The following is a 12,107-nucleotide window of genomic DNA, read 5'->3' as shown; positions in this document are numbered from 1 at the left end:
TGCTTGCGCCATCTCGGACTGACTGTTTCGACGGTCTTACTTACCGTAGATGTCGAAGTCGAAGTACTTGTCCTGGATTTGCTTGTACTTGCCATTCTCACGAATGGCAGCGATGGCGGCGTTGATCTTGTCCAGATCGGCCTTGTCACCCTTGCGCACAGCGATCCCTACGCCGTCGCCGAAATATTTGACGTCAGTGAAGGCCGGACCGACGAAGGCGAAGCCCTTGCCGGCGTCGGTTTTCAGGAAGCCGTCATTCAACAGCGTAGCGTCCGCCACGGTGCCGTCGAGGCGACCGGCCGCCACATCCAGATAGATTTCGTTCTGCGAGCCGTAAGGCTTGATCTGTGCACCCAGCGGCGCCAGGACTTCACGAGCGAAACGCTCGTGGATCGAGCCACGCTGCACACCGATATTCTTGCCTTTGAGCTCAGCCAGGCCATCGCTGACCTGAGTACCGGCCCTCATCACCAGACGGGCCGGAGTGTTGTAGTACTTGTTGGTGAAGTCCACGGACTTCTTGCGATCATCGGTGATCGACATGGACGAGAGAATGGCGTCGATCTTGCGCACTTTCAGCGCCGGGATCAGGCCATCGAACTCCTGCTCGACCCATACGCACTTGACCTTCATCTCTTCGCACAGGGCATTGCCGATGTCGTAGTCGAAACCGACGATGCTGCCGTCCGGCGCCTTGGAGGCAAACGGAGGGTAAGCCGCTTCGATACCAATTTTCAGGGGCTTTTCATCGGCGAAAGTCGGCAGGGACAGCACGGACAGTGCCAGGGCGCCAAGAAGCACGAGTTTCTTCATCTTAGAACTCCATCGGTAAAGGGCGAAAACGGCAGAGTGAGCGACAGCCCAATATGCGAATGGGTGGAACCTGAATTGCCGCGCTGCGTCCCGGGAAGCCCGCAGAGGACTCACACACAGGCAACGACGAGCGAGTGACCGGCATTCTAACGACAGGCTGGAAGCCGATATTTCCTCAATGCGACAACAAATTACAGAAGCATTGAGAATGCCGGGGCAGCACATTGACAGCTCTTCAAATCTATGCAAGAGCAAAAGACAGTAAACCGATCTATGTTGCAAATTGCGGGCCTATTATTCGCAAAGCCTTCTATTCCGGCAAGCGCAGCGTGATGACTTATTTTTTATATGGATATAAAAGGCCCTGAAATGGGGCTAGGCGTTTCCCATGGCCCCGAAAATGAGCGCGGGGTTACATCTTCGACAACATCGGTAACATTCGGATACGCCTGCCGGAAATATCCGATATTTATTCGCCCCTCTTCGCTGGCAAAGCGGCCGCCGCAACAACCACGCAGCCCCGCAGGAATCAGCTTGCCGGCGAATCGTGTGGCCACAAAAAAGCCCCGCCTGGCACAAGGCCGGGCGGGGCTGGATGACTCGGAATCCGCCTCAGGCGACGTTCATGGTCTTGTGGGTATCAATCAGATGCTGCACCACACTTGGGTCGGCCAAGGTGGAGATATCTCCCAGACCGTCGTACTCCGCCGTAGCAATCTTGCGCAGGATTCGCCGCATGATCTTCCCGGAACGAGTTTTCGGCAGGCCCGGTGCCCATTGGATGACATCCGGCGAGGCAATCGGACCGATCTCCTTGCGCACCCAATTCTTCAGCTCCAGACGCAGGGCTTCGCTCGGCTCTTCGCCACCATTGAGGGTCACATAGACATAGATGCCCTGCCCCTTGATGTCGTGAGGCACACCCACCACCGCCGCCTCGGCGACTTTAGGGTGAGCAACCATGGCGCTTTCGATCTCGGCGGTACCCATGCGGTGCCCGGACACGTTGAGCACATCGTCCACTCGACCCGTGATCCAGTAGTAGCCGTCTTCATCGCGACGGGCGCCGTCACCGGTGAAGTACATGCCGCGGAAGGTCTTGAAGTAGGTGTCGACGAAACGATCGTGATCGCGGTACAGGGTCCGCGCCTGGCCTGGCCAGGAGTCGAGGATCACCAGATTGCCCTCGGCCGCGCCTTCGATGATGTTGCCCAGGTTGTCTACCAGGGCCGGCACCACGCCGAAGAACGGACGCGCTGCAGAACCCGGCTTCAGGGCATGAGCGCCCGGCAGCGGGCTCATCAGGGTGGCGCCGGTTTCGGTCTGCCACCAGGTGTCGACGATCGGGCAACGGGATTGACCGACGTTCTTGTAGTACCAGTCCCAGGCTTCCGGGTTGATCGGCTCGCCCACCGAACCCAGCAGGCGCAGGCTGCTGCCGTCGGCGCCTTCGCAGGCGGCGGTGCCCGAAGCCATCATGGCGCGGATCGCAGTCGGGGCGGTGTAGAGGATGTTGACCTTGTGCTTGTCGACGATCTTCGCCACCCGGGTCACGTCCGGATAGTTGGGCACGCCCTCGAACAGCACGGTGGTGGCGCCGTTGGCCAACGGGCCATAGACAATGTAGGTGTGACCGGTGACCCAACCGACGTCGGCGGTGCACCAGTAGACTTCGCCCGGACGGTAATCGAACACCCGCTCATGGGTCAGCGACGCATAGAGCAAGTAACCGCCAGTGGTGTGCTGCACGCCCTTGGGCTTGCCGGTGGAGCCAGAGGTGTAAAGGATGAACAGCGCTTCTTCGGCACCCATCTCTTTCGGTGCACAGACGCTGCCGGCCACCTTCATCAGGTCTTCGTACCAGATGTCGCGATGCTGGTTCCACTTGATGTCGCCACCGGTGCGCTTGCACACGATGACTTTCTGGATGCTGCTGGTTTCCGGGTTGGTCAGGGCGTCGTCGACATTGGCCTTGAGCGGCACCTTCTTGCCGGCCCGGATGCCTTCGTCGGCAGTGATCACCACTTTCGAGCGGCAGTCGATAATGCGACCGGCCAGCGCCTCAGGCGAAAAGCCACCGAATACCACCGAATGGATCGCGCCGATACGGGTACAGGCCAGCATGGCCACCACCGCTTCGGGGATCATTGGCATATAGATAGTCACCACATCGCCGCGGTGCACGTCCTGGCCACGCAGGGCGTTGGCGAACTTGCAGACTTCTTCATGCAGTTCGCGGTAGGTGATGTTGCGGCTTTCGGCAGGATCGTCGCCTTCCCAGATGATCGCGATCTGATCGCCACGTTCGGCGAGATGGCGATCCAGGCAGTTATAGGAGACGTTCAGGGTGCCATCGGCGAACCACTTGATATCCACGTGGTGGTCGTCGAAGGAGGTCTGCTTCACCGTGGTAAAAGGCTTGATCCAGTCGAGACGCTTGGCCTGTTCGCGCCAGAAACCGTCCGGGTTCACGACCGACTGCTGGTACATGGCCTTGTAGGTCGCCTCGTCAGTCAGCGTATTGGCCAAAACCTCGGGACGAACGGGATACAGAGAAGCCGCACTCATCTTTCTTACCTCGGTGACATAGTTGTTTTTGTATGACCCCGTTGTAGCCGGGGGGCGCCTATAGAACCATTCGACGATGGTAGTAACAACCCCCTGCGAAATACCCCGATATTTGCCGCAACCCTTCAAGAACGCTGCTTACAGCGATATTCACCGCGGATAAAAATGTTCAAACAGACCTCCAGACAGGCCTTTTTCGGGGATTGTTACAAAAACCGTCAAAGGTGTTTATCAAAAGTACGCCTATATGGTCGCAGGCCCCGGGCCTAAAATCTGCCTCGCCAAACAGGCAATCTGATTAACCAAGTTGCAGCCCCCACGAAGGCAGTTAATCAAACTTCTACTCAAGTTCCACACGCAGCCCCACAAAGGCTGCGTGACCCCACACGACCTTAGAAAGGTAAAACGCAAATGAAAGCTTTATTAGTTCTGGCCCTCAGCAGTCTGTGCGTTACAGCGATGGCTGATGAGATCCCGACTGATGTCGCCCAGCAGCAAGTACCGGTAGAGGAATACACTTACTCCACCGACCTGGATATCGCCAAAGTTATCTCCATGAGCGAAGTTCCAGAAGTATGCGAAGTTGTACCAGCGCGCATGGAATATGAAGACTCCCACGGTCAGCGGCATATTCTTCAATACCGCGTAATGGGCAACGGTTGCTCTAACGGCTAATAACCAAGTTCATTGCATAGCCCCTGATGACTGCCGGCCGCAAGAAATCCCTCTTGCGGCAAAGATGCCCGACAACGACCCGCCCAAGGGCCGTGAAAGGCTTCACTTTGACGACGTGCGAGCACGGCAATCGCACGCACTTTTCCTGCTGCGGTTGATGGCCTGCTCATGGCACTGCCAACGACCTTTCGCGCCTCTCGGCTGACGACTTCGGCGAGGGCAGTCCTGCCAACCTTGAAGAGCTCTGCCAGGAGATTTTCAGCGACAAAACCGGACGATTCGAGTTGTGTTCAAAACCCGAAAAAGGCTTGCAAAAACACAACATCTAGTAAAATTGGCTATTTTTTGGCCACTTCCGGATAAATTTTTCGAACCTGAAAAAAAATCTTCAACGGCCAAAGCCTTGTAAACCCGCGCTTTGCTCTCAGTCCCCCTCCTTCTTGGGCACGCCTGCGCCCATCGGTCGCCCCACGACCCCGAAAATATCCTTATAATGCGTCCTCAAAACGGGCCCGCAACATTCCCTTACCGGATGAAAACGACCTGCTGAATCCCGCGCCGGAGCCGACACCCTCAGTTCCGCCCGACAGCAGCTTCAAGGCACCCGAACACGTATTTCTGTTTATTGCCTGCGTTCACTGCTGCAACAAACGATTTCTAATGATTTAACGCGGCCAGTAGCGCCGTGTGAAAAGCCAACCCTTTTGTTTTCACACGGGCATCTGGCCCTCAAGCAGGAGACGACACGTCATGCTGAGCTGGGACGAATTCGACAAAGAAGAAGGCGAAGTTGCAGTCAAAGGCGCCAACGCCGGCCACGCTACTGAAGCCAACATGGACCGCCTCGACAGCGCTGGTGGTGCCGCCGCTCTTGAAGCCCGCGCCGTGACCGCCAGCGACTCCGCTGCCGTTGCCCGCGCCAAGGCGTCCCTGGACCAGCTCGACATCGCCGAAGGCCTGGCCGAACTGGAAGGTTCTTCCGCCCGTGTCGCCGTTGACGAAAAACGCATGATCAACTGCCGCGCCGACCTCAACCAGTTGGTACCGTTCAAGTACGACTGGGCCTGGCAGAAATACCTCGACGGCTGCGCCAACCACTGGATGCCGCAAGAGGTCAACATGACCGCCGACATCGCCCTGTGGAAAAACCCGGAAGGCCTGACCGACGACGAGCGCCGCATCGTCATGCGCAACCTGGGCTTCTTCTCCACCGCCGACTCCCTGGTTGCCAACAACCTGGTACTGGCCGTGTACCGCCTGATCACCAACCCGGAATGCCGCCAGTACATCCTGCGCCAGGCGTTCGAAGAGGCGATCCACACCCACGCCTATCAGTACTGCATCGAATCGTTGGCCATGGATGAAGGCGAGATCTTCAACATGTACCACGAGATTCCATCGGTCGCGAAGAAAGCTGCCTGGGGCCTGAAGTACACCCGTTCGATCTCCGATCCGAAGTTCGAAACCGGCACCGTCGACACCGACAAGGAACTGCTGCGCAACCTGATCGCCTACTACTGCGTTCTGGAAGGCATCTTCTTCTACTGCGGCTTCACCCAGATCCTGTCCATGGGTCGCCGCAACAAAATGACCGGTGTCGCCGAGCAGTTCCAATACATCCTGCGCGACGAATCCATGCACCTGAACTTCGGCATCGACGTGATCAACCAGATCAAGATCGAAAACCCGCACCTGTGGGATGCCGAGATGAAGGAAGAAGCCACCCAGATGATCCTCCAGGGCACCCAACTGGAAATCGAATACGCTCGCGACACCATGCCGCGCGGCGTACTGGGCATGAACGCGGCCATGATGGAGGACTACCTCAAGTTCATCGCCAACCGTCGCCTGTCGCAGATCGGTTTGAAGGAAGAGTACCCAGGTACCACCAACCCGTTCCCATGGATGAGCGAGATCATGGACTTGAAGAAAGAGAAGAACTTCTTCGAGACCCGCGTGATCGAGTATCAGACTGGCGGTGCATTGAGCTGGGATTGATTCCCGGATCGATGAAACAAACAAGAAGCCCTGACTTGGTCAGGGCTTTTTTATTGGCCGCGCAAATCCGCACCCGCTTCTTGTACAAAACCCGGTTCATTAAAGTACGTGCAGGCTCCAAGACCTACCGTTATAAAGTCCCCTCCCCCGCTTAAGGATCAAAGCGCTCATGAAATTCGATACCGCCTACTGCATCAGCCTCGACGAAAAGTTGTCGATCTATGACGTGCGGGATCTGAACTTCGATGAAACCCTGGTCTTCGACTCGGCCAAGGAAAGTTTCCAGTGCCCCAACGATGACTGTCGCGCAGCGTTCGATGCCGCCAATCAACTGGGCACCTTCAATGCCAAGAACGTCAATTACATCCGCACCCCGCATTTCAAGAACCTGCCCAGCACTCTTCATATACAAGGCTGCCCTTACGGGATCAGCAAAAGCCCTGGCAGCATCGAAGGAGCTGCAGTCGAGGATGATCGCGAGGAGCACTTCCCTTCGGAGCTGCTGCTGACCCGCCGCGAATACCTGCGCCGACCGGCCACCCCTGCAGCAGCACCGCAGACGCCTGGAAACAACCCGCCAGTGACGCCTGCCAGCTTGCAAACGCCCCACGCCGGGCGCGATACAACCCCGGACAAGACCAGCGTCTTCGCCCACCCGGTGGAATGCTTCGTATCGAATATCGACGATAAGGAACTGCTCAAGCGCATGCCGTTGAAGATCGGCGAGCACACCGCGTCCTACGCCTCGTTCTTCAAGAAAATCGAGTACCTGCTGGATAACAAGGGGCTGATCTACTGGGGCAAGATCAAGGAAATCAAGGACTACACCCAGAGCTTTCGCATCGACTTCGAGCACAAGGTCTGGTTCAAGGAAGAGGGCGAAGCCAAGAAGAAGCCCTATTCAGTCAACGTCTACCTGAGCAAGAAACTGGTCGACAACTACCGCAAGCGCAAAGCCTTCCTCGAAGAGCTCAAGGGCGCCATCGACAGCCAGCGTGAGTTGTACTGCTTCTTCTATGGCGTCACCCCGACACTCAAGCAGGTGCCGAGCAAGAAAAATCCCGAAGCAACCTTCGGAGTGTTCAGCGCCAATATCGAGAACCTGGACCATTTCGTGATTCGCGAGGCACCAGGCCTGGAAGCGAAATAGCCCCCTGCGGTTTCACCGCTTGGGCAACGCCAGGGCCACTCCCTCGGATGCTTCCTGAGCACCTCATACCGCAGCACCGACCACTCCGTGCCATCGCAGGCCCCTGGAGCGTCCCGTTGAGCGCCAGGTCACGATGCAATTTCTGGTAGACATAACGCCCCGTGACCTCCTGGGGAGAGTGGGCGCTGATCTCCAGCACAATCGGCATCTTGCCCAGGGCTGCGCTGAAAACTTCGCGAGAACTTGCAGCCTGCACAGCCGACAGATAGATCGAAAGCCACAGGACGCCGAAGATCTGGCATATCAATCCGTTGAACATGGGAACTCCCTTGTATGAAAAAGCCGGCAACGCGCTCATCCAAGCCAGAGCCAGCGTTGCGCATCGGGCAATTTGGACCTGCGGCCAAGGACAGTCGAGCCACCAAGCGTGATGCTCCCTATCACTTCAGGCACATGCTGAGCAGCACCAGCAACAACAGGCCGATGTACACCCGGGCATGCATACGGTCGGGAATTCTGCCAATCCAGGGAGTGGCCAGGCGGATGCCCAGCAACGAGCCGAGGGTCAGTACCGAGAACGCCAGCAGATCCACATAACCGACGAACCAGGGTCCGAGATCGAACGGGCTGAAACGGGCCAGGCCCATGTAGGTGACAGTTCCCGCCAACGCCACAGGCACGCTCAGAGGATTGGCCATTGAGGTGGCCTGGGTCATGGTCAGACCGCAACGGCGCAATAGAGGCACCGTCATGACACTGCCGCCTACGCCGAGAAAGGTGGCGACAACACCTATTCCTACACCGCCAAAGAGCGTTTCGCGGGCGCCAAGGAGGCGCGCTTTCTGCCCTTGCGACGGTTCAAGAAAACCGCGTCGCAGCAGGCAGTCGGCAATGGTGATCCCCAGATAGGCGATAAAGGCATAACGAATCACTTCGCCACTGACCCACATGGCCGCCGCCGCCCCCAAGATCGCCCCCAGACCTATATAGCCCCCCAGAGGCCACAGATAGTGGCGAACAAGATTGCCCGCACGCTGATGTCGACGGCTAGCGACCAGGGCATTGACGATCATCACGCAAGTCGAGGTAGCCACCGCGACATGCATCGCCGACTGCCCTGCTGCCGAGTCCGCGCCCTGGCTGCCCAGCAACATCCAGTACAGCAGCGGCACCACTACAAATCCGCCGCCAAAGCCGAACAGCACGGCGCTGATGCCCGTCATGCAACCAAAAAATGCCAGCAGTAGATAGAACATCGGACCACGCTCGTCTTTGCAGAAGACCTGGACGATAGAGCTTCACCGCTTGGCCGACTTCAGCAAGTCAGCCAATAATGTTTGCGTTTACGCCAAACACGGAACGACTCGGCATGCGCAACATCTCCATCGATCAACTGGATCAGACACCGCGTCCGGTACTGGCCATCGGAACCGACTACGCCGACGGCCAACGCCTGCCCCGCCACCGCCATCGGCGGGCACAGCTGCTGTATGGCGCTACCGGGGTCATGCAGGTGGGTACCGATCAGGGCAACTGGGTAGTACCACCGCAACATGCGGTGTGGATCCCGTCCGGGGTGGAGCATGAGGTGCTGATGCTCGGAGTCAGTACCCGCAGCCTGTATATCGAACCTGCCGCGGCGCCCCTGGATAACAGCGGCTGTCGAGTCGTCAGCGTCTCGCCATTGTTGCGCCAACTGCTTCTGGAGGCCGTAGAGATTCCCCTGGAATACGATCAGGGCGGGCGTGACGGATTGCTGGTCGAGCTGCTGCTGCATGAACTGCAACGCAGCACTGCGCTACCGCTGCATATCCCCCTGCCGGCTGATGGCCCGCTACTGGAGTTGTGCCAGGCCTTTCTCGGACAGCCCGATATTCACCAATCCCCGGAGCACTGGGCGGATCGGTTGCACGTCAGCCTGCGCACTTTCAATCGCGTCTTCCGCCAGCAAACGGGTATGAGCTTCATTCAATGGCGACAACGAGCCTGCGTGATCCTGGCCCTGGCGCGGCTGGCAGCCGCGGAGCCCGTGACACGCATCGCCCTGGATTTCGGCTATGACAGCCCCGGTGCATTCTCCACCATGTTCCGCCGAGTGCTGGGACAGTCCCCCAGTACCTACCTGAACAGGGCGGACCCGCCCCCGGGAAAAACCTTGTGACCAAAGGCGCGTGCCGAGAGCAAAAATCAGTTTGATCCGGGAATAAAACAACTGTACAAATAACCAGTATAAAGCCAACTTCCTGCCTAACCTCCCGGAGAAAACCATGGCCTCTCTAGCGATGAAAATCACCCTGGAACGTATCGCCCTCTATCAATTCACTCCGCAGCACTGTGCCCAAGCCCGGGACATGCTGGATTGGGACATGGATCGACTGTCCCGTGAGTCCGCAGTCTCGGTGCAAGCCATCCAGCGCTTCGAAGCCGGTTACGAGGTGCGTGACGTGACCCGCCTGGCACTGGCGTTCTGCCTTGAAGCTCAAGGGCTGGTGTTCTTTCCCGGCTTCACTCCCGGCCGCGGCATGAATATCAAGGGCGCTACCCCCAATCCCATGGAACGCCCTGACTACGCAATGATCGAGTGATCCAGTGCCTTGAGCAGTTGCCCGCACAAGTCCGGCACTGAAAGCTGGGTCGAATCCAGGCGAACAAGCGGACAGCCCAGGGTTTTGATCCAGGTTTCATGGCGCCGCAGACTGCGGGTTCCGTGACCACCCTCGTCGTAGCCGGCGGCCCAGGTGAGAAAAGTCTGGGTCGCGGCATGACGCTCGTCCCCCTCGAAAATCTGCTCGCCGTAGCGCTGGAATTCCCGGACACGCAAGCGCTGCAAGCGAACCTCCGGGTCCAGTTGCACAAAGACCGCCAGAGTGAAACTGGGGATCAGCACATCCCCCCAACCACAAAGGGAGCCGGACATGGATCAGGAAATGATTACGCGGATTCGACAGCCGCCTGTTCGGGGGCGCCTTCCACCTCCAACCACCAGGCCCCGCCCCGCTGAGGCTGAGCCAGGTTGAAGGCTTCGCCCATTTGCGGCGTGGTGATATTGATACTGCGCTCCCAGGCCAGGGCCAGGATACGGTCGAAGGGTTCATGCCAAGCATGCATGGCCAGGTCAAAGGTGCCGTTGTGGATTGGCAGCAACCAGCGCCCCTGCAGGTCGATGTGAGCTTGCAGGGTTTGCTCCGGCTGCATGTGAACATGGGGCCATTCGACGTTGTAGGCACCGGTTTCCATCAGCGTCAGATCAAAGGGCCCGTACTGCTGACCAATACGCTTGAAACCGTCGAAATAACCGGTATCGCCGCTGAAGAAGATCCGCGTCGCGGCGTCGATCATGACCCAGGACGCCCACAAGGTGTGGTTGCCATCGAACAACCCGCGACCGGAAAAGTGCTGCGACGGCGTAGCGATAAAGCGGATGCCCTCGACTTCGCACCCCTGCCACCAATCCAGCTGCCGGACCTTCGCCGCGGGTACCCCCCACTTGATCAGGGTATCTCCCACTCCCAGCGGGGTGAGGAAGTGCCGGGTCTTGGCTGCCAGAGCCAGTACTGTCTGGTGGTCCAGGTGATCGTAGTGGTCATGGGACAGGATCACCGCCTCGATCTCGGGCAAAGCCTCCAGGCTGATGGGGGGCTGGTGAAAACGCTTGGGACCGGCCCATTGCACCGGGGACGCACGTTCGGCAAACACCGGGTCAGTGATCCAGAACTTGCCACGCATCTTCAACAGCACCGTGGAGTGCCCAAGACGAAACACGCTGTGATTGGGGGCCGCCTGCAGTTGCTCGCGGGTCAGCGGCTGTACAGGGATAGCTCCGGCCGGACGGGTATTACGCGGTTTGTGGAACAGCATGTTCCAGAAAATCTGCAGGGTTTTACCGAAACCGGCGCGATGTACCGGAGCATGGTTACGAAAGGCGCCCTGTTCCTGGCGGGAAGTTTCCTGGCGGGGGGGGCGTGTGACGCTGGACGAAACAGTGGCCATGATTGAAATGACTCCATTGGAATGCGGCAGGTTCCGACGTTGTTCTGCGGGACGATCTACTGGCCAAGGCACGCAAGCATCAGCCGCCAATCATCGTTCTCAAGAAGAACTACACTACACAGTGTAGTTTCTACATTGCAACAGGATTAAGACGAAGTAGACTGCCGACTGATTTCAACGCCGACCCTGACCGAACCCAACTTATGACAGCCCCGAAGCGCCTCACCGACCTCAAACGCAATGCCATCATCCAGGCGGCGATCAGCGAATTCCGCGCCAGCGGTTTCGAAATCACCAGCATGGACAAGATCGCCGCCACGGCCGGGGTTTCCAAGCGTACGGTGTACAACCACTTCCCCAGCAAGGAAGAGTTGTTCGCCGAAATTCTGCATAAGCTCTGGACCAGCACCAGCGCCCAATCGGAGGTCAGCTACCGCAGCGACCAGCCATTGCGCGAGCAGTTGCAAAACGTTCTGCGAGCCAAGCTGCAACTGCTGGCCGACAACAACTTCCTCGACCTGGCCCGAGTCGCCATCGCCGCCACCATCCACTCCCCCGAGCGAGCACAGAACATGGTGGCGCGACTCGGCGAACGGGAAGAAGGCCTGACCCTGTGGATCCGCGGGGCGCTGGCTGACGGCCGCCTCAAGCCCCTGGACCCGGAGTTCGCCGCGCAACAGATGCACGGGCTGCTCAAGAGCTTTGCCTTCTGGCCGCAGATCACCATGGGCCAGCCGACCCTGACAGAGGACATGCAAACCCGGGTCATCGAGTCGGCGCTGGACATGTTCCTGACTCACTACCAGGCATGACCCTGCTTGCGCTCCTGTCACACGACGTTCCCGGCCACTGTTAAATGGCTTCGAAGGACACTGATTATTCCCACTGGAATAAATGACAATATTCACCAAAC

At 58.3% G+C, this 12,107-nt stretch carries 11 protein-coding genes; 6 read left to right on the top strand and 5 right to left on the bottom strand.

The window, feature by feature from the left end:
• Positions 1-36: 36 nt before the first annotated feature.
• Together FW796_RS08085 and acs are read right to left on the bottom strand one after the other, a co-directional pair.
• Positions 37-813, bottom strand: a complete 777-nt coding sequence (locus FW796_RS08085) for an ABC transporter substrate-binding protein (RefSeq protein WP_446439225.1) — start codon at positions 811-813, stop codon at positions 37-39.
• 612 nt (positions 814-1,425) lie between these two features.
• Entirely contained in the window at positions 1,426-3,381 is a 1,956-nt protein-coding gene (acs, locus tag FW796_RS08080) for an acetate--CoA ligase (RefSeq protein WP_346632338.1), read from the bottom strand.
• A 411-nt stretch (positions 3,382-3,792) separates the two neighbouring features.
• Here acs and FW796_RS08075 point away from each other — a divergent pair, with 411 nt between their 5' ends.
• The 3 genes from FW796_RS08075 to FW796_RS08065 all read left to right on the top strand — a co-directional run bounded on the left by FW796_RS08075 (position 3,793) and on the right by FW796_RS08065 (position 7,204).
• Complete coding sequence (locus FW796_RS08075) at positions 3,793-4,056, top strand: DUF2790 domain-containing protein (RefSeq protein ID WP_016968107.1); 264 nt, start codon at positions 3,793-3,795, stop codon at positions 4,054-4,056.
• Between the two features lie 750 nt (positions 4,057-4,806).
• The gene (locus FW796_RS08070; protein ID WP_011062780.1) at positions 4,807-6,054 is read left to right on the top strand and encodes a ribonucleotide-diphosphate reductase subunit beta; all 1,248 of its coding nucleotides are present in this window, start codon (positions 4,807-4,809) and stop codon (positions 6,052-6,054) included.
• A 169-nt stretch (positions 6,055-6,223) separates the two neighbouring features.
• A complete protein-coding gene (locus FW796_RS08065) occupies positions 6,224-7,204 on the top strand; it encodes a hypothetical protein (RefSeq protein WP_404937510.1) in 981 nt (326 codons plus the stop codon).
• Positions 7,205-7,644: 440 nt separating this feature from the next.
• On the opposite strand, the gene FW796_RS08060 is transcribed toward FW796_RS08065, so the two are convergent.
• Entirely contained in the window at positions 7,645-8,460 is an 816-nt protein-coding gene (locus FW796_RS08060) for a sulfite exporter TauE/SafE family protein (RefSeq protein ID WP_404937511.1), read from the bottom strand.
• Between the two features lie 113 nt (positions 8,461-8,573).
• Here FW796_RS08060 and FW796_RS08055 point away from each other — a divergent pair, with 113 nt between their 5' ends.
• Together FW796_RS08055 and FW796_RS08050 are read left to right on the top strand one after the other, a co-directional pair.
• Entirely contained in the window at positions 8,574-9,365 is a 792-nt protein-coding gene (locus FW796_RS08055) for an AraC family transcriptional regulator (RefSeq protein WP_346632341.1), read from the top strand.
• 106 nt (positions 9,366-9,471) lie between these two features.
• Positions 9,472-9,789: an XRE family transcriptional regulator gene (locus FW796_RS08050; RefSeq protein WP_346632342.1), complete on the top strand. Its 318-nt coding sequence runs from the start codon at positions 9,472-9,474 to the stop codon at positions 9,787-9,789.
• Here FW796_RS08050 and FW796_RS08045 read toward each other — a convergent pair.
• On the bottom strand, positions 9,771-10,121 hold the full coding sequence (locus FW796_RS08045) for a hypothetical protein (RefSeq protein WP_446439224.1): 351 nt from the start codon (positions 10,119-10,121) through the stop codon (positions 9,771-9,773). The genes FW796_RS08050 and FW796_RS08045 overlap by 19 nt on opposite strands.
• Before the next feature lie 14 nt (positions 10,122-10,135).
• Positions 10,136-11,194 (bottom strand): MBL fold metallo-hydrolase, encoded by a 1,059-nt coding sequence (locus FW796_RS08040; protein ID WP_346632343.1) that lies wholly within the window; start codon positions 11,192-11,194, stop codon positions 10,136-10,138.
• Between the two features lie 203 nt (positions 11,195-11,397).
• On the opposite strand from FW796_RS08040, the gene FW796_RS08035 reads away from it, so the two are divergent.
• Entirely contained in the window at positions 11,398-12,006 is a 609-nt protein-coding gene (locus FW796_RS08035; protein WP_346632344.1) for a TetR/AcrR family transcriptional regulator, read from the top strand.
• Positions 12,007-12,107 lie beyond the last annotated feature (101 nt).

The organism is Pseudomonas sp. 910_21, assembly GCF_052850735.1.
Note: the sequence above shows the minus strand (reverse complement) of the source record. Positions and strands in the feature narration are given on the sequence as shown.

What these genes read in the sequence shown, in the direction of transcription:
- FW796_RS08085 (WP_446439225.1), bottom strand. Translation starts at nt 813, where the DNA reads ATGAAGAAACTCGTGCTTCTTGGCGCCCTGGCACTGTCCGTGCTGTCC.
- acs (WP_346632338.1), bottom strand. Translation starts at nt 3,381, where the DNA reads ATGAGTGCGGCTTCTCTGTATCCCGTTCGTCCCGAGGTTTTGGCCAAT.
- FW796_RS08075 (WP_016968107.1), top strand. Translation starts at nt 3,793, where the DNA reads ATGAAAGCTTTATTAGTTCTGGCCCTCAGCAGTCTGTGCGTTACAGCG.
- FW796_RS08070 (WP_011062780.1), top strand. Translation starts at nt 4,807, where the DNA reads ATGCTGAGCTGGGACGAATTCGACAAAGAAGAAGGCGAAGTTGCAGTC.
- FW796_RS08065 (WP_404937510.1), top strand. Translation starts at nt 6,224, where the DNA reads ATGAAATTCGATACCGCCTACTGCATCAGCCTCGACGAAAAGTTGTCG.
- FW796_RS08060 (WP_404937511.1), bottom strand. Translation starts at nt 8,460, where the DNA reads ATGTTCTATCTACTGCTGGCATTTTTTGGTTGCATGACGGGCATCAGC.
- FW796_RS08055 (WP_346632341.1), top strand. Translation starts at nt 8,574, where the DNA reads ATGCGCAACATCTCCATCGATCAACTGGATCAGACACCGCGTCCGGTA.
- FW796_RS08050 (WP_346632342.1), top strand. Translation starts at nt 9,472, where the DNA reads ATGGCCTCTCTAGCGATGAAAATCACCCTGGAACGTATCGCCCTCTAT.
- FW796_RS08045 (WP_446439224.1), bottom strand. Translation starts at nt 10,121, where the DNA reads ATGTCCGGCTCCCTTTGTGGTTGGGGGGATGTGCTGATCCCCAGTTTC.
- FW796_RS08040 (WP_346632343.1), bottom strand. Translation starts at nt 11,194, where the DNA reads ATGGCCACTGTTTCGTCCAGCGTCACACGCCCCCCCCGCCAGGAAACT.
- FW796_RS08035 (WP_346632344.1), top strand. Translation starts at nt 11,398, where the DNA reads ATGACAGCCCCGAAGCGCCTCACCGACCTCAAACGCAATGCCATCATC.